The 23,146-nt window shown below is 66.7% G+C and carries 21 protein-coding genes and 1 riboswitch; of the genes, 10 read left to right on the top strand and 11 right to left on the bottom strand.

Features of this window, described 5'->3' with window-relative positions; translation table 11 throughout:
• Positions 1 to 87 precede the first annotated feature (87 nt).
• Genes leuS through holA form a run of 4 tightly spaced genes read left to right on the top strand, consistent with a single transcriptional unit; the run spans position 88 to position 5,095 of the window.
• Positions 88 to 2,685: a leucine--tRNA ligase gene (gene leuS / locus ACO07K_RS24880; RefSeq protein WP_422032662.1), complete on the top strand. Its 2,598-nt coding sequence runs from the start codon at positions 88 to 90 to the stop codon at positions 2,683 to 2,685.
• A 28-nt stretch (positions 2,686 to 2,713) separates the two neighbouring features.
• Entirely contained in the window at positions 2,714 to 2,887 is a 174-nt protein-coding gene (locus ACO07K_RS24885; RefSeq protein ID WP_422032664.1) for a hypothetical protein, read from the top strand.
• Positions 2,888 to 2,932: 45 nt separating this feature from the next.
• Positions 2,933 to 4,024 (top strand): hypothetical protein, encoded by a 1,092-nt coding sequence (locus tag ACO07K_RS24890; protein WP_422032666.1) that lies wholly within the window; start codon positions 2,933 to 2,935, stop codon positions 4,022 to 4,024.
• 27 nt (positions 4,025 to 4,051) lie between these two features.
• Entirely contained in the window at positions 4,052 to 5,095 is a 1,044-nt protein-coding gene (gene holA, locus ACO07K_RS24895) for a DNA polymerase III subunit delta (RefSeq protein ID WP_422032668.1), read from the top strand.
• A gap of 4 nt (positions 5,096 to 5,099) precedes the next feature.
• On the opposite strand, the gene ACO07K_RS24900 is transcribed toward holA, so the two are convergent.
• Together ACO07K_RS24900 and ACO07K_RS24905 are read right to left on the bottom strand one after the other, a co-directional pair.
• Positions 5,100 to 5,915 carry a family 1 encapsulin nanocompartment shell protein gene (locus ACO07K_RS24900; RefSeq protein WP_422032670.1) on the bottom strand — a complete coding sequence of 272 codons (816 nt, stop codon included), beginning with the start codon at positions 5,913 to 5,915 and terminating at the stop codon, positions 5,100 to 5,102.
• Entirely contained in the window at positions 5,912 to 6,307 is a 396-nt protein-coding gene (locus ACO07K_RS24905; protein ID WP_422032672.1) for an encapsulin-associated ferritin-like protein, read from the bottom strand. The genes ACO07K_RS24900 and ACO07K_RS24905 overlap by 4 nt, the downstream gene beginning before the upstream one ends.
• Before the next feature lie 179 nt (positions 6,308 to 6,486).
• Here ACO07K_RS24905 and ACO07K_RS24910 point away from each other — a divergent pair, with 179 nt between their 5' ends.
• A complete protein-coding gene (locus ACO07K_RS24910) occupies positions 6,487 to 6,891 on the top strand; it encodes a hypothetical protein (protein ID WP_422032674.1) in 405 nt (134 codons plus the stop codon).
• 2 nt (positions 6,892 to 6,893) lie between these two features.
• Here the strand turns inward: ACO07K_RS24910 and ACO07K_RS24915 are convergent, their stop codons facing one another.
• From ACO07K_RS24915 to ACO07K_RS24935, 5 genes are read right to left on the bottom strand one after another with little or no spacing between them, the layout of a single operon-like run.
• Positions 6,894 to 7,868: a ParB/RepB/Spo0J family partition protein gene (locus ACO07K_RS24915; protein ID WP_422032676.1), complete on the bottom strand. Its 975-nt coding sequence runs from the start codon at positions 7,866 to 7,868 to the stop codon at positions 6,894 to 6,896.
• A complete protein-coding gene (locus ACO07K_RS24920) occupies positions 7,865 to 8,704 on the bottom strand; it encodes a ParA family protein (RefSeq protein WP_422032678.1) in 840 nt (279 codons plus the stop codon). Before ACO07K_RS24920 ends, ACO07K_RS24915 begins: the two co-directional genes overlap by 4 nt.
• On the bottom strand, positions 8,622 to 9,260 hold the full coding sequence (gene rsmG, locus ACO07K_RS24925) for a 16S rRNA (guanine(527)-N(7))-methyltransferase RsmG (RefSeq protein ID WP_422032680.1): 639 nt from the start codon (positions 9,258 to 9,260) through the stop codon (positions 8,622 to 8,624). Before rsmG ends, ACO07K_RS24920 begins: the two co-directional genes overlap by 83 nt.
• Positions 9,261 to 9,262: 2 nt before the next feature.
• Positions 9,263 to 11,122 (bottom strand): tRNA uridine-5-carboxymethylaminomethyl(34) synthesis enzyme MnmG, encoded by a 1,860-nt coding sequence (gene mnmG / locus ACO07K_RS24930; protein ID WP_422032682.1) that lies wholly within the window; start codon positions 11,120 to 11,122, stop codon positions 9,263 to 9,265.
• Between the two features lie 22 nt (positions 11,123 to 11,144).
• Positions 11,145 to 11,771 (bottom strand): histidine phosphatase family protein, encoded by a 627-nt coding sequence (locus ACO07K_RS24935; RefSeq protein WP_422032684.1) that lies wholly within the window; start codon positions 11,769 to 11,771, stop codon positions 11,145 to 11,147.
• 87 nt (positions 11,772 to 11,858) lie between these two features.
• A riboswitch (cobalamin riboswitch) is annotated at positions 11,859 to 12,058 on the top strand.
• Between the two features lie 82 nt (positions 12,059 to 12,140).
• Here ACO07K_RS24935 and ACO07K_RS24940 point away from each other — a divergent pair.
• The 5 genes from ACO07K_RS24940 to ACO07K_RS24960 all read left to right on the top strand — a co-directional run bounded on the left by ACO07K_RS24940 (position 12,141) and on the right by ACO07K_RS24960 (position 17,658).
• Positions 12,141 to 14,069 (top strand): TonB-dependent receptor plug domain-containing protein, encoded by a 1,929-nt coding sequence (locus ACO07K_RS24940; protein ID WP_422032686.1) that lies wholly within the window; start codon positions 12,141 to 12,143, stop codon positions 14,067 to 14,069.
• Between the two features lie 70 nt (positions 14,070 to 14,139).
• Positions 14,140 to 14,928 carry a carbon-nitrogen hydrolase family protein gene (locus tag ACO07K_RS24945; RefSeq protein WP_422032688.1) on the top strand — a complete coding sequence of 263 codons (789 nt, stop codon included), beginning with the start codon at positions 14,140 to 14,142 and terminating at the stop codon, positions 14,926 to 14,928.
• A 176-nt stretch (positions 14,929 to 15,104) separates the two neighbouring features.
• Positions 15,105 to 15,923, top strand: coding sequence for an ABC transporter substrate-binding protein (locus ACO07K_RS24950; protein ID WP_422032690.1), 819 nt, complete (start codon positions 15,105 to 15,107; stop codon positions 15,921 to 15,923).
• Complete coding sequence (locus tag ACO07K_RS24955) at positions 15,920 to 16,876, top strand: FecCD family ABC transporter permease (RefSeq protein ID WP_422032692.1); 957 nt, start codon at positions 15,920 to 15,922, stop codon at positions 16,874 to 16,876. Before ACO07K_RS24950 ends, ACO07K_RS24955 begins: the two co-directional genes overlap by 4 nt.
• Complete coding sequence (locus ACO07K_RS24960) at positions 16,873 to 17,658, top strand: ABC transporter ATP-binding protein (RefSeq protein WP_422032694.1); 786 nt, start codon at positions 16,873 to 16,875, stop codon at positions 17,656 to 17,658. The genes ACO07K_RS24955 and ACO07K_RS24960 overlap by 4 nt, the downstream gene beginning before the upstream one ends.
• A gap of 123 nt (positions 17,659 to 17,781) precedes the next feature.
• Here ACO07K_RS24960 and ACO07K_RS24965 read toward each other — a convergent pair whose 3' ends face one another.
• The 4 genes from ACO07K_RS24965 to ACO07K_RS24980 form a co-directional block, all read right to left on the bottom strand.
• A complete protein-coding gene (locus ACO07K_RS24965) occupies positions 17,782 to 18,681 on the bottom strand; it encodes a Ku protein (protein WP_422032696.1) in 900 nt (299 codons plus the stop codon).
• Between the two features lie 4 nt (positions 18,682 to 18,685).
• On the bottom strand, positions 18,686 to 21,343 hold the full coding sequence (gene ligD / locus ACO07K_RS24970; RefSeq protein ID WP_422032698.1) for a DNA ligase D: 2,658 nt from the start codon (positions 21,341 to 21,343) through the stop codon (positions 18,686 to 18,688).
• Between the two features lie 71 nt (positions 21,344 to 21,414).
• A complete protein-coding gene (mnmE, locus tag ACO07K_RS24975) occupies positions 21,415 to 22,758 on the bottom strand; it encodes a tRNA uridine-5-carboxymethylaminomethyl(34) synthesis GTPase MnmE (protein WP_422032700.1) in 1,344 nt (447 codons plus the stop codon).
• Positions 22,755 to 23,096 (bottom strand): ComEA family DNA-binding protein, encoded by a 342-nt coding sequence (locus ACO07K_RS24980; RefSeq protein ID WP_422032702.1) that lies wholly within the window; start codon positions 23,094 to 23,096, stop codon positions 22,755 to 22,757. The genes mnmE and ACO07K_RS24980 overlap by 4 nt, the downstream gene beginning before the upstream one ends.
• Positions 23,097 to 23,146 lie beyond the last annotated feature (50 nt).

A 23,146-nucleotide genomic window follows, 5' to 3' on the forward strand; every position in this document is an offset into this window, starting at 1 on the left:
CGGTCAAGAGCTTGACGTGAGAGGCCGCAGCGGGCATCCGCTGCGGCCTCCGTCTTTTTCGGAACACCCTTTTTCGGGAACATCTCCGTGTCGTCCACGCCTGCAGCGCCCACCGCGCGCTACAATTTCACCGAAACCGAGAGCAAGTGGCAGAAGGTCTGGGAAGAGCGCCAGACCTTCAGGGCCGCGATGGACAAGGCGCGACCGAAATACTACGTGCTCGAAATGTTCCCCTATCCGTCGGGGCGCATTCACATGGGCCACGTGCGCAACTACACGCAGGGCGACGTGATCGCCCGCTACAAGCGCGCCAAGGGCTTCAACGTCCTGCATCCGATGGGCTGGGATGCGTTCGGACTGCCGGCCGAGAACGCCGCCATGGAGAAGAAGGTCCACCCGAAGAAGTGGACCTACGAGAACATCGCCGCGATGAAGAAGCAGCTGAAGTCGATGGGCCTGTCCCTCGACTGGAGCCGCGAGCTGGCGACCTGCGACCCGAGCTATTACCGCCACCAGCAGAAGATGTTCCTCGACTTCTGGAAGGCGGGCCTGGCCTACCGCAAGGAAGCCTGGGTCAACTGGGATCCCGTCGACAACACGGTGCTGGCCAACGAGCAGGTGATCGAGGGCAAAGGCTGGCGGACCGGCGCGCCGGTGGAGCGCCGCAAGCTCACCCAGTGGAACCTCAAGATCACCCACTTCGCCGACGAGCTGCTGAGCCGCCTCGACACACTCGACCGCTGGCCCGAGAAGGTGCGCCTGATGCAGGCGAACTGGATCGGCAAGAGCCGCGGTGCGCGCGTCTTCTGGCAGCTCACCGACGCCTCGGGCGCCGATCACGGCAAGCTGGAAATCTTCACGACCCGTCCCGACACGCTGTTCGGCGCCTCGTTCATGGCGCTGTCGGCCGAGCATCCGCTGGTCGCCGGCCTCGCGCCGTCTGATCCCGGCCTGCAGCACTTCATTGCCGAGTGCCGCAAGACCGGCACGGCAGCGGCCGAGGTCGAGACCGCCGAGAAGCAGGGCTACAAGCTGCCGCTGTTGGCCAGGCATCCGCTGATCCCGGGCAAGACCGTTCCGGTCTATGCCGCCAACTTCGTGCTGATGGAATACGGCACGGGCGCGATCTTCGGCTGCCCCGGCCACGACGAGCGCGACCATGAGTTCGCGACCAAGTACGGCCTGCCGATCCTGCAGGTCGTGGCCCCGGCCGATGGCCAGACGCTCGACATCGCCGCCGCCCCCTATGTCGAAGACGGCGTCATCGTGAACTCCGAATTCCTCGACGGGCTCGGCGTCGAGGAGGCGAAGGCGCGGGTGATCGCGCGCCTCGAGGAGATGGGCGTCGGCAAGGGGACGACTCAGTATCGCCTGCGCGACTGGCTGGTCTCGCGCCAGCGTTACTGGGGCTGCCCGATCCCGGCGATCCATTGCGAGAGCTGCGGCGTGGTGCCGGTGCCGGACAAGGACCTGCCAGTACAGCTGCCCGAGGACGTGACCTTCGATCGTCCGGGCAACCCGCTGGACCGCCATCCGACGTGGAAACACGTGCCGTGCCCGACCTGCGGCAAGCCCGCGCGTCGCGAGACCGACACGTTCGACACCTTCATCGATTCGAGCTGGTACTTCGACCGCTTCACCTCGCCGCAACTCGAGACGGCGCCGTTCGATCGCGACGAGAACCAGTACTGGATGCCGGTCGATCAATATATCGGCGGTGTCGAGCACGCGATCCTGCATCTGCTCTATTCCCGCTTCTGGACGCGCGCGATGCGCGAGGTCCAGATGACCGACCGCGACGAGCCGTTCGACGGGCTCTTCACCCAGGGCATGGTCTGCCACGAGACCTATCGTGCAAGCGACGGCACCTGGCTGACGCCCGAGGAGATCGTGCGTGGCGACGGCGGCAAGTTCGTGCGCGCCTCCGACAAGAGTCCGGTCGAGGTCGGCCGCTCGGAGAAGATGTCCAAGTCGAAGAAGAACGTCGTCGACCCGGACGAGATCATCCGCGACTACGGCGCAGACACCGCGCGCTGGTTCATGCTGTCCGACAGCCCGCCCGAGCGCGACCTCGAATGGACCGAGGCCGGTGTCACCGGCGCCTGGCGCTTCCAGCAGCGCCTGTTCCGGATCGCCTCTTCGGCGATCGAGGCCCTGCCGGCGGTCGGCACGCCGAGGCCCGCGACGTTCTCGGACGCCGCGGTCGTCCTGCGCCGCGCCGCGCACAAGGCGATCGCAGGCATCTCCGCCGACATCGAGGCCTTCCACTTCAACAAGGCCGTGGCCCGACTGTACGAATTCGCCAACACGATCGATTCGGTCGAGGCGAAGGACGAGAGCACGACGTGGGCGCTGCGCGAGGCGCTAGAGATCTTCGTGCGCCTGATCGGTCCCATGACGCCTCATCTCGCCGAGGAACTGTGGCACGCGCTGGGTCACACCGGCCTGGTTGCCGATGCACCGTGGCCGACGGCCGAGGATGCACTGCTGGTCGACGACACTGTTACCGTTGCCGTGCAGTTGAACGGTAAGCTGCGCGGCACCATTTCACTCGCCAAGGACACGTCGAAGGACGCGGCGGAAGCCGCGGCGCTGGCGCTGCCTGAGCTGGTGCGCGGCCTCGACGGCAAGACCCCGAAACGGGTGATCGTCGTGCCGAACCGGATCGTAAACGTCGTAGTCTAGGGCTTCAGAGCCAGGAAGGGCCAGAAACATGGCACGCAAGCCGAACTACGATTTCGAGCGTCGCGAACGCGAACGCCTCAAGGCCATCAAGGTCGCCGAAAAGGCTGAAGCCAAGCGCGCCGCCCGCGAGCGCGCCAGGCTGGAAGAGGGTGGAGAGGCCGCGGCCGGAGACGCTGACCCGGCCTCCGACAAGGCGTCCTAGGCGCAGCCGTTCGACTCGCTCCCCGTTGCCTGCGGAGCGAGTCATATGATCTACACCCCTTCGCCTGACACCGGATCCACCGGCCTCTCGTCCGGGCGAAGCAACGGGCTGTGGCCGGGTCTGATCTGCAAGCTGCCCAAGCCGCTGCTGGTCATTCCGATGATCGTGCAGTGGATGGTGCTGGCTGTGCGCTACCGCAGCCTTTCGCTCCCGGCGGCCGCCAACCCGATGATCCATATCGGCGGCCTCGCCGGGGAATCGAAGATCGCCTATTTCGACCAGGTGGGCGCGCCCGGCCGGGCGTGGCTGGCGCGCACTGCTTCCATCGTCGCAGGGACCGATGCAATGGCGCGGGCGCACGACGCGTTGCAGGCGCTCGAAATCGGCTTTCCCCTCATCGCCAAGCCCGACATCGGCTGGTGCGGCTTCGGCGTTCGGCGGATCGACGATCCTGCGGCACTCCAGGCATATTGCGAGGCGTATCCCGCTGGTGAGACCCTGCTGCTGCAGGAGTATTTCGACCTGCCGGGCGAGGCCGGGCTCTACTATGTGCGCCACCCCTCCCGCCCGAGCGGCCGTTTGCTCTCGCTCACCGTCCGCAGCGCACCGACCGTACGGGGTGACGGCATGAGCACTCTACGGCAGCTGCTGGCACGGGACGGGCGGCTGCGCCGCCGGGCCCGCCTCTACGAGGGCGCTGCGCTCGACCGCGTGCCGCCGGTGTCCAGCGAGGTGCCGCTCGCCGCCGTCTGGTCCTATCGCATGGGCGGCATCTACCGAGACCGCAGCGCCACGATCACCCAGGCCCTCGAGGCGCGGATCGACGAAATCGCCTCGAGCATGCCCAACCTGCATATCGCGCGCTTCGATGTTCGCTTTGCCAGCGAGGCGGAGTTGAGAGAGGGCCGGTTCAAGATCATCGAGATCAACGGGGCCGGTTCCGAGGCGATCGAGTTCTTCGATCCTGCCGTTCCCTTCTTCACTGCCTATCGCGGCATCCTCCAGAAGCAGTCGATGGTCTTTGCGCTCGCCGCCGAGAACCGCGCCGCCGGCTTCGCACCCTGCGGCTGGAGGGCTTTGCTGCACGCCTACCGCCGGCAGGCGCGCCTGCTCGGTCGCTACCCGGCCTCGAATTGACGTGGTCCGCAGTGCTATAGACGGGCCGTGAAGATCGAAGCACGACAGGTCGAGTCCTTCCTGAAGAAGCCGGACCCCAAGGTCCGGGGCGTGGTGATCTACGGCAACGACGACGGGTTGGTCGCCGAGCGCGCCGTCGCGCTCGCCAGATCGGTCTGCGAGGATCTCAAGGATCCCTTCCGCGTGGTCGACATTGCGGGAGAGTCGCTGAAGCAGGATCCGGCACGGCTGGCCGACGAGTTCGGCGCTCTTTCGATGATGGGCGGACGGCGTGTGATCCGCGTCCGGCCCGCCGGCGAGGAGTCCGTTGCGGCGCTGGAGAACCTGGTCGAGGCCGTTGCCGGCGATGCGCTGATCATCGTCGAAGCCGGCAACCTCACGCCGCGCTCCAATCTGCGCACCCTGGCCGAAACCGAGGCCAGCCTGGCAGCCTTGCCGTGCTACATGGACAATGAGGCGGCGCTCGAGGGGCTGGTCGAAAGCGCTGCGCGGGCTCAAGGGCTTGGGGTTGACCCGGACGCGCTGGAATGGATCGTCGAACGGCTGGGTGGCGATCGCGGTCAGACCCGTGGCGAGATCGACAAGCTGCTGCTCTACAAGGGCACCGACGCCGGCAAGAGCATCACCCTTGAGGATGCGACGGCCGTTCTCGGCGACACCGCGTCCATCGGCATCGACGACGTGATCGCGGCGACGTTCGACGGCGAGGTGGTTGCCCTCGACCGGGCGCTCGACCGGGTTTTCGCCGAAGGCGGCAATCCGGTGCAGCTGGTGCGCTCACTGCAGCGCCACACCGACCAGCTTCATCTCGTCTCCGGACACGTCGCCAAGGGGGCGAACCTCGAAAGCGCCCTGTTCAAGGCGCGGGGACTGCCCCGTGGCGGTCCGGTGCGCCAGCGTTTCGAGAGGCATTTGCGCACCTGGGCGCTGCCCCGTCTGAATGCGGCATTGACCACGATCCTGGAGGCCGAGATCGACTGCAAGCGGACGGGCCTTCCGCATGAAGCCATCGCCCGCCGCCTTTGCCTCCGCCTCAGCCAGGCGGCACGCTCGGCAAAGGCCCGGCGTTAGGCTTCTACTTGCCGGTCGGCGTCAGCGGAATCGCCGCCTGCGGCGACAGGACGAGGAAGGTGAAACTCTCTTCGATATAGAGGCGCACGCGCTCGGTATCGTGCTCGAGGTATCCGATCGAGAAATCCTGTCCGACCGTCAGTTCGAAATCACCCCCGCGCAGCGAGATCACGAGGCCCCCATCGAGCCCGGGCGCGGCATACACCTCGCCATCGATCAGCCGCTGGACGTGGCTGAGGATCGGATAGCCTCCGTCGGTGCGCGACTGGAGGTCCTTGAAGAGTTGCTCGCTCAGCACGACGGCGAACGGACCTTCGACGCCTTCGTCGCGAAGCTTCTTCAGGGCTGCCGCCACGGCATCGGGGTAATCGGCGTGGCTGGTCCCCATTGCCACCGCCTGTCCCTTCTGAGCTTCGCAGATGCCGATGATCTGGGCCGCCGTGTAACCGTGAAAGATGGCACGGTCCTCCGCGACGGCGATCTCGCGCGCCGCCGCCGTCACCGAATCGAGATCGGGATCGCGCGCCCCGCGATCGATGGCGTCCAGTTCCGCGCGCGTCACTTCGAAGGGTATCCTCAGCTCGACGAGCGGCTGGATGCGCCGCAGCAACGCCCGAACGTTCTGTCCCCCCGGCGGGGAGGCGATCGGATCGGCGCGGCCCAACTCGACGTCGGAGGCTCCCCAGCCCAGGGGCCCGCGGAAATCGACGACGCGCCGGGCCGCGAGCAGGGTGCGCAGCGTCCGCTTCGCCTCCTTCTCGATTTCTTCCCAGCCGGCTTCGGTGATGGGCGCGCGATCGCGAAACAGATGGTTCTTCATTTTCTCACCGAGTCGGATTTCCGGCGCAAGCTGCCGATTCCCAGGCTGCCGTCCGAAGCGTTGGTCGGTTCGTCACCACCCGCGCCGCCGCCCTTCATGTCGGCCTCGATCTCCTTGATCGGACCTTTCTTGAAGAGGAATGTCCGGAGATGCTCGTCCATCTTGGGATCGTTGCGCCGGAGCCATTCGAGGGCCATCGCCGCGTGCTCCTTTTCCTCGTCGCGGTTGTGTTCGAGGATGGTGCGCAACTCGGCATTCGACGTCGCCTTGGCCCGCTGGTCGTACCAGTCGACGGCCTCGAGTTCTTCCATCAGGGAAACGATCGCGCGATGGCGATCAATGACCTCGGGACCAAGCTTGGCCGGGTCTTCGTGTAGCGTTTCACTAGCCATGGTCGCGATAACGCCGGATCTGGATGGAAGTTCCTGGGAGACTTGGCGGGCCCCGAGGGGAACGCGGCGGTCGATTTCGCGTTTCTAACTTTCACCCCAATACAGGTGGAGGACGTGTGCGCGCTCTAGGTTGCCTTCTCGCGGCGTCGTTCCTCTTGGGCGGCTGCGCCTCCGTTCCCATGGCCGGCCCGGCCGCCGATGCTGACGGCAAGCGATTCGACCCTCCGCTGCCGGGTCAGTCTGCCTTGTATCTCTATCGCACGTCGGTGCTCGGGTCTGAGGCCGTCTTCTCCCTCGCGGACAACCAGCAGCCGATCGGCTCATTGGCAAACAGAACCTGGCTCCGCGCCGACGTCATGCCGGGCCGGCATGTCATCACCTGCAGCGTGCCGAGCTACGCGCCGCTGACCCAGACGCCGGCAGAGGCGGCCACCATCGATCTGGCGCCCGGCGAGATCCGCTTTCTCGAAGTGGATGTTTGGCCGGGGCTTCCGCTCAATCCCCGCTGCGTGGCAAGCGAAGTGTCGGCCGACAAGGGCCGCGCCGCGGTGACGGACGGCAACCGCGCCATCGCGGCGAACTGACGTCAGCGCCGCGTGAGCTTGTCGACCACCGTGTCGAGCTGATCGAAGTCGCGAATCTCCAGGGTGAGCATGCTCTGCTCGCCGAGGCCGCGAAGGGTCAGGTCTGCCTTGAGGCCCAGCGCTTCCTCGATACGCTTCTCGAGAGCGCGCGTGTCGGCGCTCTTCGGCGCGGCGGCGCCGGCGGCCGTGCCGGGCTTCGAGCCGCCGCCTTTGGTGGTCTTCCTGGTTTCCGCGGTGAGGCGCTCGAGGTCGCGCACCGTCAGCTTCTCGGCGACGGCGCGCTGGGCCATCGCCAGCGGGTCCGGTACACCGATCAGTGTACGAGCCTGGCCGGCGGAAAGGTCGCCGTCCCGTACCATCTCCTGAACGGCCGGCGGCAAGTCGAGAAGCCGCAGCGTATTGGCGACATGCGGCCGGCTGCGGCCCATCATGCGCGCGATGTCTTCCTGCGTGTGGCTGTAATCCTCGATCAGGCGCTTGTAGCCCTGCGCCTCGTCGATCGCGGTGAGGTCGGAACGCTGCAGGTTCTCGACCAGGCCGATCTGCAGAGCGTCCCTGTCGTCGATGCTGCGGATGACGACGGGAACATCGTGGAGTTGGGCCTTCTGTGCGGCCCGCCAGCGGCGCTCGCCAGCGATGATCTCGTAGGAATCGGCCGCGTCGCGCAGCGGGCGCACAAGGATAGGTTGAAGAAGCCCATACTCCTTGACCGACTCGACCAGCATCTCGATACCCTCGAAACTGGTGCGCGGCTGCATCTTGCCGGGCTTGAGCTGTCCGATGGGCAAGGTGAGGGGCATCTTGTTGGGCGCGGGGCGCGGAGTCTCGACCGGGCCAGATCCCGGCTGCGCAACCACCGGTTGCGTCGCTGCCAAGGGAGCCGGGGGAGAAGGCGTCACTGCAGCGGCGACTTCGTCGTCGCCCAGGAGAGCGGAGAGGCCGCGGCCGAGGCCACGTGGTTTGGGGGGTTGGGTCATTGTACGGCTGCCTGTTCTGCGGCGAGGCGCCGGCGGCGGATGAACTCGCTCGCCAGCAGAATGTAGGCCTGCGATCCGGCGCAGGCATTGTCGTAGATCAGGACGGGCATGCCATGGGACGGCGCTTCGGCGATGCGGACGTTGCGCGGGATCGTCGTCCCGAAGACCTGCTCGCCGTAATGGGCGCGGACATCGGCCACGACCTGCTGGCTCAAGGTCATCCGGCGGTCGACCATGGTCAGGACGACGCCGAAGATGTGCAATCTCGGATTCAGGCGCTTCTTCACGCGCTCGACCGTATTGCCCAGCGCGCCGATCCCTTCGAGGGCCAGGAACTCCGCCTGCAGGGGAACGAGGACCGCATCCACGGCCACCAGGGCATTGAGAGTGACGAGGCCCAGGGAGGGGGGACAGTCGATCAGGACGAGGTTCCACCGCTGGCGGGCATCGCTCTCCGGCGCCGCCAGCGCATCCGCCAGCCGGTTCTCCCGACGCTCCATGTCGATCAGTTCGATCTCGGCGCCCGCGAGCTGGACCGAGGCCGGCATGACCTCCAGACCCGGGATGCGGGTCTGTCGGACACACTCGCCCATGGGCTTCAGGCCGAGCAGATACTCGTACGATCCGGGTGAGCGCTCATTTCGACCCACCCCTAGACTGGTTGAGGCGTTTCCCTGGGGATCCAGGTCGATCAGGAGGACTCGCTCCCCGACCGCCGCGAGGGCGGTGGCAAGGTTGATCGCCGTCGTCGTCTTACCGACGCCGCCCTTCTGGTTGGCGATCGCGAAGATCTGGGGCGCCGGTATAGGGGCCGATTCGGAGGATGACGGCGTCACGATCGGTCACGCTTGCAATGGCATCGGGAGAAAAGTCCCATTTCTTTTTCGCCTCGTCCACCTCGGCCTGCCAACCCTTGCCCTTGTGGAAGAGGCAGGTGGCGTTCTCTGTCCTATGTCGATCCGACCATGCGAGCAACTGATCCAAGGGCGCAAGGGCCCTTGCGGTGATCACGTCGGCGCCCGCCGGTGGCGCCATCTCGATCCGCTTCACCACCAGCGTGGGAGGCCTCTCCAGCCCCATTTTCCGCCCCGCTTCGCCGAGGAAAGCCGCCTTCCGCGCATCCGATTCGATCAGTGTGACCGGGAGATCCGGGCGCATGGCTGCAATGACAAGGCCGGGAAATCCGCCGCCGCTTCCCAGGTCCGCGAGCGACGTGGCATGCGCCGGGATCAGGGAAACCACTTGGGCGGAATCGACCACGTGGCGCTTCCATGCCCCGTCCAAGGTATTGCGTCCGACCAGGTTGATGGCCTTCTGCCATCGAGTCAGGGTCTCGACCAGAATCTCCAGGCGGTGGAGTGTTTCACGTGAAACATCGGCCAGGGGATCCACGGCTAGGCTGCCCGCCGACGGACATGCTTCAGAAGGGCCACCAAGGCTGCCGGTGTCACACCCGAGATGCGCGCCGCCTGTCCCAGGGTTGCCGGGCGATTGGCTTCCAGCTTCTGTCGAACCTCAGTCGAGAGGCTCCCGATGGCGCCATAATCAAGATCTGGGGGTAAGCTGAGGGCTTCATCCCGCCTGTAGGCGGCGATATCGCCGCGCTGGCGGGACAGGTATCCCTCGTAGCGCGAATCGATGGTAAGCTGTTCCACGATCTCCGGCGAGACGGCCGCGAGTTCAGGCCATACCCCAACGAGACGATCCCAGTCGAGTTCCGGGTAGGCCAGCAGATCGAGCGCCGACCGCGCGACGCCGTCCTGATTGATCGCGATCCCGCGCTTCGCCAAGGCCGACGGGCTGATCCGGAGACTGCCCGCAAGAGATCGGGCGGCTTCGAGGGCCCGATGTTTCACGTGAAACATTGCCGCCCGTTCATTGCCCACACAGCCGATCTCAAGCCCTCGCGGTGTCAGCCGCTGGTCGGCATTGTCGGCGCGTAGCCACAGCCGGTACTCGGCCCGCGAGGTGAACATGCGATAGGGTTCGGTGACGCCGAGGGAAACGAGATCGTCGATCAGGACGCCAAGGTAACCATCCGCGCGGTCGACGACGACGGCCTTTGCCAGCACCGCATTCAACCCGGCGATCAACCCCTGGGCCGCCGCTTCTTCATACCCGGTCGTGCCGTTGATCTGGCCGGCCATGAAGAGGCCCGGAACACGGCGCGTTTCCAAGGTCGCCTTGAGTTCGCGCGGGTCGATATGGTCGTACTCGATCGCGTAGCCCGGCCTCAGCATCTCGGCCCGCTCCAATCCCGGTATGGTCCGGAGCATCGCATGCTGGACGTCCTGCGGCAGGGAGGTCGAGATACCATTGGGATAGACGGTGTCGTCGTCCAGGCCTTCCGGCTCGAGGAAGATCTGGTGGCGGTCGCGGTGGCCGAATCGCACGACCTTGTCCTCGATCGACGGACAATAACGCGGTCCCACGCTTTCGATCTGCCCGGAGTACATGGGTGCCCGGTGCAGATTGGCGCGGATGATCTCGTGCGTCTCGGCCGTGGTGGTCGTAATGTGGCAAGGTACCTGCGGCGTCGTAATCCGACTGGTCAGGTAGGAGAATGGCTTCGCCGGATCGTCGCCATCCTGCCGTTCGAGAGAGGCGTAATCGATCGTTCGGCCATCGAGGCGCGCCGGGGTCCCAGTTTTCAGTCGTCCCAGCTTGAAACCCAGCCGATGCAAGGTGGCCGCCAGCGCCGTCGAGGGCTCCTCGACTCCATCGCCCCGTGCCCGGCCGGCCGGAATCTTGGTCTCGCCCATATGGATCAGGCCGCGGAGGAAGGTCCCCGTCGTCAGGATCACCCGCCCGGCGCCGATCTCGGCGCCCGACTCCGTGATGACCCCCGCACACGCACCCGTTGTGTCTAAGAGAATGTCTGCAACCGCCTCGGCGCGGATTTCCAGACCCGCCTGTTCGGCCAGCAGTTCCTGGATGGCTCGCCGGTAGAGCTTACGGTCGGCCTGCGCCCGCGGGCCCCGGACGGCCGGCCCCTTGGAAAGGTTCAGCGTGCGGAACTGGATGCCGCCGCGATCGATCGCCCGGCCCATGATGCCGTCGAGTGCGTCGATCTCGCGGACGAGATGTCCCTTGCCCAGCCCGCCGATCGCGGGATTGCAGGACATCTCGCCGATCGTCTCGAGTCGATGGGTGAGCAGAAGGGTGCGGGCGCCAAGGCGGGCGGATGCAGCCGCAGCCTCACAGCCGGCATGACCACCCCCCACCACGATCACGTCATACGAGAAGGCCCTCATGCCGGGCCATTTACGCCTCCCGTCAGCGGCGGTCCAGTTGGTCGAGATGGCTCGTGTCGTTGATGAACCCCACGCGTACGTCGCCATCCGCCAGGATCTCGACCTCGTTCAGCGAGCATGGGTCCTGCGCCAGCTTCCAGTACGCCGACAGCGGCTGATCGAGGAGCTGCAGCAGCAATGCGCGATTCACGCTGTCATGCCCGACCAGGACCACGGTCTCGCCGCTGTGCCGGTCCAGCACCAAACGCAGCGCATTCGCGGTGCGGGCAACAACGTCCTGCAGCGATTCGCCGCCGGGAAAGCGCATGAGGTGAGGGGCACGTCGCCATAGGCGATACGCGTCCGGCGCCTCCTTCCCGACCTCGTCATGGGTGCGCATCTGCCACGCGCCATAGTCGATATCGCCCATGCCTTCATGAACCGAGGAGGGAATACCGCAGACTTTTGCAACCCGGGCGCCCGTGACGACGCAGCGCTGCAGCGAACTCGTATAGACAGCAACCGGCTTCCAGCGCGCATGGATTCGCGCGGCCAGCGCGTCGGCCTGCGCCAGCCCTCTGTCGGTCAGGGGAAGATCGGCACGGCCCCGGAAGCGGGCCGGGTGAATGCCGTCGACGTGTCCGTGGCGGGTCAGCAGGATTCTGGTCATGCCCAAGTGTAACCCGCGAACCACAGAGGGTACCCGTGTCGTAAGGCAGCTGTTCACGAAATCTTGACGGCCATGGTCGCCGTGCCTTAACCAGTGCGGATCGACGGTCCTCCTTAACCGGAGGCTAACAGGGAATGCCGTGCTGCTCCTTCGGGGGCTAATCGGCAGCTGTACCCGCAGCTGTAAGCGGCGAGCGACTGCCCCAGAGTCACTGGACGAAAGTCTGGGAAGACGGGCAGGAGCCGTGACCCGCGAGCCAGAAGACCTGCCGCCGATAGCGTCGCTCTTCCGATGGACGGGACAATCCAACGGGACGGTCAACCGAGCGGTGACGCGCCTTGTGCGTGTTCTGTCTTGGGAGATCCGTCTATGACGCCGATCCATCGAATTCTATTGGTCCTTCCATTCCTGGCGCCTCTCGCCGCACCCATGACGGCGCAGGCCCAGACCGAGCCGGACGCCATGATGCCCACCACGGTCGTGACCGCCGATCGCTTCCCGACCGATCCGAGCAAGGTCACCGCCAGCTACACCGTGGTCATGCAGGAAGAAATGCAGCGCCGGCAGCTTCGCACGGCCGCCGAAGTGCTGAAGACCGTCCCCGGCGTCTCCGTGCAGCAGTCCGGCGGCGTGGGCACACTGACCTCGGTCTTCGTGCGCGGCTCCAATGCCAACCACGTGCTGGTGCTGATCGACGGCGTCAACGTCAGCGATCCATCCAGCGGCAGCGGCGCGGTCGACTTCGGCAACTTCCTCACCGAGAACCTCGACCGAATCGAAGTCGTGCGCGGACCCATGAGCACGATGTACGGCAGCCAGGCGATGGGCGGCGTCATCAACATGGTCACCAAGGCCGGCAAGGGGCCAATGAACGGCGCGGCCTTCACCGAACTGGGCACGCGACTGACAAGCAACAGCGGCGCCTACGTTCGTGGTAGTGTTGGTCGATTCAATTACAACCTGACGGCTGCCGGTACGTTCAGCCCGAACGATACGCCCGTGCCGGCCCGCTTCACGCCGAACGGCGGCTACGTCGACATCGATCCCTATCGCAACATCACGCTCGCGGCGCGCCTCGGCTTCGAGATCAACGACAACACGCAGTTCAACTGGTACGGCCGCTACATCGACAGCAAGGTCAACTACGACCAGGTCGGGCAGGAAGATCCGAATGCCAACGGCTACTCGTCGCAGTTCTACACGCGCGGCGAGCTCGAAGGGTCGTATTTCGACGGACGCTGGAAGCCGGTCGTCGGGGTCAATTACAGCACGATCACGCGGCACGACCTCGACTATGCCAGCGTGCAGAACCCGTTTCCGTTCAATACCGACAGCTGGTTCAACGGTCGCCGCCTGCAAGCCGATTTCAAGAACCTCGTGAAGATCATCGATCAGGTCGAGGTCATCGGCGGCATCGATTACGATCGGCAGTGGGCCTACACCAACACGGTCGGCCCGTTCACGCCTTACACGCAGGCCTGGGGAACGATGGCGCAGACCGGCATCTACGGTCAGCTTCGTCTCAATCCGTTCGACGGGTTCAACCTCAACGTCGGCGGCCGCATCGACATGAACGATATGTTCGGCACGGTCGGCACCTGGCGCGCCGGCGCGTCCTATCTCTGGGCCCCGACAGACACCAAGTTCAAGGCGTCGTACGGCACCGCCTTCAAGGCACCCGCGCTGATCGAGATGTTCGGTCCCGGGCCGTTCTGCGGCGGCAATCCCAACCTCCAGCCCGAGTACAGCCGCGGCTACGAGGTTGGCGTGGAGCAGGGGATCTTCGACCGCAAGGTGAAGGCCGGCATCACCTACTTCTTCAACACCTATTCGAACCTCATCCAGTGCGCGCCGCCGACCTTCGCCCTGATGCAGAACGTCGCCAACGCCCAGACCGAAGGCTTCGAGGTGACTCTGCAGATCAGCCCGGTGAAGTGGCTCGACGTCTATTTCGACTACACGCACCTGATCGCGCGCAACGTCGACGCCAACCAGCCGCTGGTACGCCGGCCGGGCGACACCTTCAACATCCGCGCCGAAGTGCGGCCGTGGGAGAACACCCTGTTCGGCGTCGGCGTGCTGCAGGTGAACAGCCGAACCGATATCAATGCCACGACCGGCGCGTTCATGACCCCGGCGCCCTATACGCTGGTCCGCATCACGGCGCAGTACGACGTCATCCCGTCGGTCCAGCTCTTCGCCCGCGCCGAGAACGTCCTGGACCGGGTGTACGAGGAGCCGGAAGGGTATCAGGCCCCGTACTTCCAGGCCTTCTTCGGCGTGAAGGCCAAGTTCTGAGGTGACGATCCTGCTGCGCCATCGGCGAAACTTGCTGCAAGTCTTCGCTGGTGGCGTAGCTTTCGCTACCGTGACCCAAGCGACCGCCGCCTCGACGACCACGATTGCCCTGCTCCATCTCGCTCCCCGTCCGGGGGAGATCGAGGCGAACAGGGACGCCCTCGAACAGGCCATGCGCCGGGCCGCCGCAGCCGGCGCGCGGCTGATCGCGACGCCGGAACTCGCCGTGAGCGGCTATGGCTTCCGCGATCTCATCGGCACCGACTGGATCGCAAGGGACCAACCCGCATTGTTTGCCTGGGCCGGCGCCCTCGCGCGCGAAAGCAAGGCGTCCCTGGTGCTCGGCACGCCGGAAGCCGCACCGGAGGACGGAAAGCTGTTCAACAGCATGGTCCTGTTCGCGCCGAACGGCTCGGTGGTGGGCCGGCACCGCAAGGTCAACGCTTTGCGAATGGGGTCGGAATCCTGGTCGACGCCGGGCGACCGTGCCTCGGCGTTCATCATAGAGGGCGTCGGCCGGGTCGGCTTCTTCGTCTGCGCCGACATGTATTCACCGCGTCTCGTCGATGAGACCGCGGCCCAGGGCGTCGACCTGCTCCTGTCCTCCGCCGCCTGGGCACCGGGCCTTCACGGTCCGAGCGGCGAGTGGGAGCGCGCTTCCGCCACCACCAGCCGGCCTGTCCTCGTCTGCAATCGCACCGGCAAGGATGTCCTCGATTTCGATGCGGCCCAGTCGGTCGCGGCCGTCGACGGCGCGATCGCGTTCTCGCACGCCTCGCCCGAGCCCAGGATCGCGCTGGTCGACTGGACACCCGCCACGCGCCGCCTGACCAATTGGCGCATCACTGGCGCGGCCTAGGGCGGGAAGATCATGCAAATTGGACTGACGACACCCCAACACAGACCTCATCCTGAGGAGCGCTCCGGAGGAGCGCGTCTCGAAGGATGGGCGCGCGCACCCCGTCCGTTACCCATCCTTCGAGACGCCGCGCTACGCGCGGCTCCTCAGGATGAGGTTGTCATCAAGCTTTGACGATGGCGTTCCTTCGCAGCTTCGCAGGCTTCGTGCTGCTCTTTCTGGCTGTCCCCGCGATGGCCCAGACACCGCAGCGGGTGGTGACGCTCAATCTCTGCCTCGATCAGATGGCGCTCCGGCTGGCCGCACCCGGCCAACTCGTGGGCGTCAGCTATCTGTCGCAGGATCCGCACCTTTCCGTCCTGGCCGACCGCGCCGCCGCTCTTGCACCGGTGCGAGACTCCGTCGAATCGATCCTGGTCCTGCGGCCCGATCTCGTGATCCTCGGCGCGGACAGCCACGCCCCGCTCAAGCGCCTGCTGCGCGGCGCCGGCGTGCGCCTGCTCGAACTGCCGTGGGCGACGTCGATCGAGGAGGCGGTGACCGTCATCGACCAGATGGCGGTGGCGCTCGGCCGCGAGGAGACGGGTCGGCGATTGATCGCCGACATGCGCGAGAAACAGCGTCGACTCACCTGGGCGGGCGCGTCGCTCGGCACGGCGATCTATCTCGAGGCCAACCGCGGGACTTCGGGAAAGGGCAGCCTGATGGACGAACTGCTGCGACTCTCCGGCTACCGCAATCTTGCCGCCGAGCTCGGCATCGGCTCCTTCGGCCGCGTGTCGCTGGAAGCGGTCCTTGCGGGCCAGCCCAACCTGTTGGTGCTCGACGGCACCGCCAATGAGAGCCCCGCACGCGCCACCGAATTCGTCGGCCATCACGCGTTGCTCGCTCTGGCGGGCACGGCGAAGCTCGCGTCGGTACCGACCCGCTATTCGATCTGCGCCGGGCCGGACACTTTCGAGGTGATGCGACTCCTGGCGGAGGCCCGGCGATGAATCGCTGGCTCCTCCTGCTGGTGGCCGCGCTCTTCCTGCTGTCGCTGGCGGTCGGTCCGGCCTGGTGGCCGTGGCGTCTGGGCACCGAGGTCGGCTGGGCCATCGTCTGGGAGTTGCGCCTGCCGCGCGCCACCCTCGGCCTGCTGATCGGCGGCGTGCTGGGCCTGAGCGGTGCGGTGCTGCAGGGCTGGCTGCGCAATCCGCTCGCAGAACCCGGGGTCATCGGTGTGTCGGCCTGTGCGGGCTTCGCCGCGGTCTGCGCCTTCTACAGCGGCCTCGCCGCCGCCTTCGCCCTGGCGCTGCCGCTCGCCGGCATCGCCGGCGCTGCCATCGCCGTCGCCTTGCTGATGGGCGCAGTGCGTTCCGGCACGGGCACCGTCTCGCTGCTGCTGATGGGCGTGGCGATCAACGCCATCGCGGCCGCCCTGATCTCGCTGGTGCTGGCCCTGTCGCCCAATCCCTTCGCCTACCAGGAGATCTCGCTGTGGCTGGCCGGCTCGATCGTCGACCGCGACCTGCGCTATCTCGCGATCGCCGCGCCGTTCATGATTGTCGGCGCGGTCATCGTTCTGGGCGTCGGACGCTGGCTCGATGCGCTGTCGCTGGGCGAGGACACGGCCCGCAGCCTCGGCGCGGATACGAGATCGCTCGGTCTTCGCCTGACACTCGGCGTCGGACTGATGGTGGGCGCGGCCACCTCTGTGGCGGGCGTCATCGGCTTCGTCGGCCTGATCGCCCCGCATCTGATCCGCGCCCGCGTCGGCTTCCGTCCGGGCGCGACGCTCGTTCCCTCGATGCTGGTCGGCGGCGCGCTCGTGCTGGGCGCCGACATCGCGGTGCGTCTGCTGCCCACCGCCTCCGAACTCCAGCTCGGCGTCTTCACCTCGCTGGTCGGCGCGCCCTTCCTGGTGCGTGCGGTGCGCAAGGCCCATGCCGCCTGGCTTGCCACATGACCCCGACCGGCAGCGCCATTTCCGTGCGCGGTCTGGTGAGCCGCCGCGACCACGCCGTGGTGCTGGATGGCATCGATCTCGCCTTCGAAGCAGGCCAGGTCACCGCCATCGTCGGCCCCAACGGCGCGGGCAAGACGACCCTGCTGCGTCATCTGGCGGGCCTCGATGCGCCGTCCGGCGGGGACGTCGAACTGCGCGGTCAGCCCTTGGCCTCGCTCGGTGCCGCCATTCGCGCCTGGAGCATCGCCTACCTTCCGCAAGCGGCTTCCGCCTACTGGCCGCTGCGCGCGCGCGACCTGGTGGCCCTCGGCCGGCTGCCGCATGGCGCCGATCTCAGCCGGCCGCTCGAGGCGCAGGACGCGCAGGCGATACGGCACGCGCTCGAACGAGTGGACGGCTTGCGGCTCTCGGAGCGGCCCGTCGACACGCTCTCGCAGGGTGAGCGAGCCCGCGTGATGATGGCGCGGGCGCTCGCGACCGAAGCTGCGGTCTTCCTGGCCGACGAACCGGTCGCCAGCCTCGACCCGGCCTACGCGCTGGAGACCATGACGATCCTGCGCGCCGAGGCGGCGCGCAGCGCCTGCGTGATCGTGGTGCTCCACGACCTGGGCCTCGCCGCCCGCTTCGCCGATCGAATCGTCGTGCTGGCCAACAACAAGGTCGCTGCCGATGGCCCGCCCGCCGTGGCCTTGGCGGCCGGGATCATCGAGGCCGCCTACGGCGTCACCTTCCGGCACCTCACCGTCGACGGTATTCCCCAGCCTGTGGCGTGGGAGCGGTGAGAGTAATCAGAGAGTCGTCCTGAGCGAAGCGAAGGACCTTGCCGAACGACCACCAGGCTCCCTGGCGAGCGTGAGATCCTTCGCGTCGCTCAGGATGACAAGAGGGCGAGCTGTTCTACTCATTTAAGCCGCCCGCTTGCGGGAGGTCGTCTTGCGCCGGGCCTTTTTCGCCTTCGGCTTGGCCTTGCGGCCATGCGCCTCGAGGAAGCGGTCGGCCTTTTCCCGCGACGGGCCGCTCCCGCCCTTGAGGCTTCTCTTCAGGGCCTCCATGAGATCGACGACCTTCTCTTCTTCCTGCGCGGGCGCCTCCGAGATCACGGGCTGTCCCTTCTTCTTCTTCGCGATCAGTTCACGCAGCGCGTCCTCGTATCGATCGGTGAACCGGGTCGGATCGAACCTGGCATCCTGCTGTTCGATGATCTTCTCGGCGATCTGCAGCATGCGCGCGTCCGGCTTCGGCAGGGTGCGGTCGAACACTTCGGACGTGGCGCGGATCTCGTCGTGGGTCCGCAAGGTCGTGAGCAGGATGCCTGCGTCCCGTGGCTCGAGCGCGCAGATGCGTTCGCGCTGATGCATCACGACGCGGCCCAGCGCGACCTTCTTTTGCTTATCCATTGCGGCCCGGATGACCGAAAAAGCCTCGATGCCGGTCTTGCCGGACGGGGCGAGATAATAGGGCTCGTCCCAGTAGATGCGATCGATGTCGGCGGCGTCGACGAATTCCTCGATGTCGAGGATGCGTGTCGATTCGAGCCGTACCGAGTCCAGCTCTTCCTTCTCGAACAGCACATACTTGTTCTTCGATACGGCGAATCCTCTCACGAGATCGGCGCGCTCCACCGGCTCGCCGGTGCCGGCATCGACCGACTGCATCCGGATCCGGTTGTTGGTTTTGGGATTGATCATGTTGAAATGGATGTCCGCACTGCGCTCGGTCGCGGTGTAGAGCGCGACCGGACAGGTCACCAGCGAGAGCCGCAGATGGCCCTCCCAGGTCGGTCGCATTGCTTTTTGCTTGGCCATGACTTTACTCCGACTTCACGAGCTTCTCGATTGCGGCCCGTAGCGGACGCGCGGACTTCGCGTAATCCTTCCACGGCTTGTTGCGCTTCAGCAGCGCCGGCGCGGTGCGCACCGTATACTTGGTCGGATCGAGGCCCTTCTTCACCTGCGTCCATTCGATCGGCATCGACACGGTGGCGCCGGGACGGGCGCGCGAGGACAAAGGCGCAACAGCGGTCGCCGTGCGATCGTTGCGCAGATAGTCGAGGAAGATGCGGCCGGTCCGTTCCTTCTTCGCCATGTTGATCACGTAAAGGTCGGGCTCCTCGTCCGCCAAGCGGCGGCAGATCTCCCGGGTGAAGGTCTTGGCCGTGTCCCAATCGGGACTCTTCTTGTCGTCGGTCAGGGGCACTACGACATGAAGACCTTTGCCGCCCGTCGTCTTGCAGAAGGGCACGAGGCCGAGTTTTCGCAACCGCGCAGCGATGTCGCGCGCGCCGGCGATTACGGCGTCGAAGCCCACGTCCGGCGCCGGGTCGAGATCGAAGACCAGGCGGCCGGGCAGGTCGGGATTGCCGGGCTGGCAGTTCCACGGGTGCAGCTCGGTCGCGCCCATCTGCGCCACGGCCGCAAGTCCTTCCACGCGGTCGATCTGGAGATAAGGCTTCTTGTCGCCGTCGACCTTCACTTCTGAAAGAAGGTGCGACGAGCCCGCCATCGCGTGACGCTGGAAGAAGTGCTGCTTGCCGTCGATCCCATCAGGCGTGCGCACGATCGAGCAGGGGCGTCCCGCGATGTGATCGATCATCCACCCTCCGACCGCCTCGTAGTAGCGCGCCAGCTCGATCTTGGTGACCGGCGGCTTCTCGTCGGGCCACAGCGGCTTGTCGGGATGGGAGATCGACACGCCCATCACCATCGCCTTGCCCGACGCGGTGGACTCCGGCGCACGCTTGAGCTTGGACTTCTTGCGGGGCATGGGCTTCGCCATCTCGACCTTCTCAGGGCTCGCCGCGACTTCCGCCTCGACCTCCTCGGCCGGCTTGTCGCCGCGCAGGCCCTTGAACGCAGCCTGTCGCACATTGCCGGCCCCGGTCCAGCCGGCGAACTCGATCTCGGCCACCAGATCGGGACGGGCCCAATGCATGTTCGCTTCCTTGGGCGGGCTCGCTCCGGCGGCGAAGGGACTGGTCTTGCTTTCGACCTCCCGCAGCTTCGGGACGAGAGACCGCATCACGGATTCCCCGAAGCCGGTGCCGACCCGGCCGACATAGACGAGCTTCCGGCTCTTGCCGTCGCCGCGATGGACGCCGGCGAGCAAGGAGCGCAGGCGACGCCCTTCGCTGGTCCAGCCGCCGATGATCACCTCATGCCCCGCCCGGCACTTGGCCTTGGTCCAGCTGCCGCCGCGCCCCGACTTGTAGGGGGCGTCGAGTTCCTTCGACACGATCCCTTCGAGGTGCATGCGGCAGGCCGATTGCAGCACCGCATCGCCCGCGGTTTCGAAGTGATCGACATAGCGCAGGGCAGCGCTCTGGCCGGGCAGCCTGTCGAGCACCTGCTTGAGGCGCGCCTTGCGGTCCGACAGCGGCAGCGCCTGCAGGTCTTCACCCTCCAGGAACAGGAGATCGAAGGCAAAGAAGATCAGCTTCTCCGACTGGCCTTCCGACAGAGCGGCCTGCAGCGCGGCGAAGTCCGGTGCGCCATGCGCGTCGAGCGCCACCGCCTCGCCGTCCAGGATGCAGTCCGGCAACTTCTCTGCCTGGTGGGCGATGGCCGCGAACTTCTCGGTCCAGTCGAGCCCCTTGCGCGTGCGCAGATGAGCGTCGCCGTCCTCGACGCGAAGCTGCAGGCGATAGCCGTCGAACTTGACCTCGTGCGCCCATCCCGCCGCGGCCGGCGCGCGCTCGACCAGTTTGGCGAGCTGCGGCTCGACGAACTTCGGCATCGCCGCGACCTTTTCAGCCTTGGCTTTCTTGGGCCTCGACTTCGCCGGCACAGGGTCGGGCACCGGATCTTCACCATCCTTCCGGTTGCTGTGCCACACCGCGCCGGCACTGCGCTTCTTGCCGGTCATGAAGGGCGTGGGCGCCTTGCCGCTGCCCAATGCGATCTCCTTCAGGGTGCGGCCCGAAGCGATCGACTTGGGATCCTTCAGGATCTTGTCGTCGTCGTCTTCGTGCGCCGACGCATCGCGGTGCTTGATCAGCAGCCAGTTGGTCCGCTTGCCGCCCTTGCGGTCCCATTTCATGCGCACCAGCACCCAGCTTCCCTCGAGCCGCTCGCCCACCAGCGTGAACTTCAGGTCGCCGCTCTTCAGCCCCTCATGCGGATCGCCTTCCGGAATCCAGTAGCCGCGATCCCAGAGCTGCACCGTGCCGCCGCCATATTGCCCTTCGGGGATGGTGCCCTCGAAATCACCGTAGTCGAGGGGATGATCCTCCACTTCGACCGCCAGGCGCTTGACCTTCGGATCGAGCGACGGGCCCTTGGTCACCGCCCACGACTTGAACGTGCCATCGAGTTCGAGGCGAAAATCATAGTGGAGCCGCGTCGCATCGTGACGCTGAATGACGAACCGAAGCTGTTTGGACTTCGGCACCGACGACGAGGCTCCCGACGGTTCCTCCGTCAGGTTGAAGTCGCGCTTGGCGCGATAGGGAGCCAGACTGTCCTTGCGCATGAACCACCACTCGCGCGTCGCGAACTATGCCGCGACCTGAACGTTTCCGGCCAGGAGTCGTTCCGGCGGCGTCACTTCCCGATGCAGAAGTCGCGGAAGATCACGTCTAAAAGTTCGTCGAGGCGCACCGTCCCGGTGATGCGGCCGATGGCACGCACGGCCAGTCGAAGATCCTCCGCCGCCAGCGAGACCTCCGGCGCGTGCAGCGCGCGCGCGAGGGACGCCTGGCAGTCGAGCAGCGCCTCGCGATGGCGCGCCCGCGTGAGCGGCGGCGCCCCGGCGCCTTCCTCCATCGCCGCCGACGCGGCCTGCTCGAGACGCGTCAGCAAACGGGGCAGGCCGGTTCCGTCCCGGGTCGACAGGGCGACGACCAGAGGGTCGTCGATCGCCACGAGATCGGCCTTGTTCGCCACGGCGATGTCGCGCTCAGGGTTCCAGCCTTCAGTCGAGTGCAGGATCGCCTGCATGTCCGAACGCCACTCCCCGGAAGCGTCGAGAACCAGCACCCGCAGGTCGGCCGCCGCTGCCCGCGCCCGGGCCCGGCGGACGCCCTCCTGCTCGACGGCGTCGCCCGACTCGCGCAGGCCCGCCGTATCGGCCAGCACCACCGGCCAGCCGCCGAGATCGAGATGCACCTCGATCACGTCGCGCGTCGTGCCGGCGGTCTCCGAGACGATCGCCGCCTCGCGCCGCGCCAGCAGGTTGAGCAGGGAGGACTTGCCGGCATTGGGCGGCCCGATGATCGCGATGGAAAGCCCGTCGCGCAGCCGCTCGCCGCGACGATCCGCGAGATGAACCGCAATCTCGTCGCGCAGGCCGGCGATCGCGACCCGCACCTCATCGGCCAGCCCCTCCGGCAGATCCTCGTCGGGAAAGTCGATCGCCGCCTCGAGATGGGCCAGCGCCCGCAACCCCCTGCTGCGCCACTGCTCGTAGAGCCGGTGCAGCGCGCCCTCCATCTGCTGCAGCGCCTGCCGACGCTGCGCCGCCGTCTCGGCCGCCACCAGATCGGCGATGCCCTCGGCTTCGGTGAGGTCGAGCTTGCCATGCTCGAAGGCGCGGCGCGTGAACTCGCCGGGTTCGGCCAGTCGGCAGAACCCGAGATGGGCCAGGGCATCCAGCGCCGCGCCCACGACGGCGCGGCCGCCATGGAGATGGAGTTCGGCCATCGGTTCGCCGGTCTCGGTGTTCGGCGCCGCGAACCAGACGACGAGTGCCTTGTCGAAACCCTCCCCGGTCGAGGGATCGTGAAGGGCGCGCAGGACCATGCGCCGGGGCTCCGGCAGGGACCGCCGGGTGAGTTGCTCCACGGCGTCGCCCGCACGCGGTCCGCTCACGCGAACGACCGCGAGCGCGCCGGGATGCGCACGCGTGGGCGTCGGCGTGCCCAGCGCATAGATCGTGGCGTCGGTCACGTCCGCTTGGGCGCCGGTTGAGCGGGGCGCGGCGCGGGGGCAGCCGGCACCGGGCGCGCCATGACCTTGTCGGCGATCTTCTCGTACAGCGCTTCGGGAATCAGGCGCCGCTCGACCAGTTCGGTCTTCGCCTTGAAGGGCCGGGCCCGGATGATGGCGTCCGCACGCACTTCGCCGATCCCGTCGAGCGACATGAGATCGTCGCGGCTGGCGCTGTTGAGGTCGATCAGGCTGGAAGCCGGCGCCGTCGGAGAAGGGGCCGGGCGCGCGCCCTGCGCCAGAACCGGGCTGGCGGCGAACAGGATCGCGAGGACTGCGAGCAGGACTTTGAACGACATGGTGGCCATTATCGCACGAAATCGCCGGCGCTCGGGACCCACCCGATCTA

Source organism: Reyranella sp. (genome assembly GCF_965228225.1).
Taxonomy (GTDB): Bacteria; Pseudomonadota; Alphaproteobacteria; order Reyranellales; family Reyranellaceae; genus Reyranella.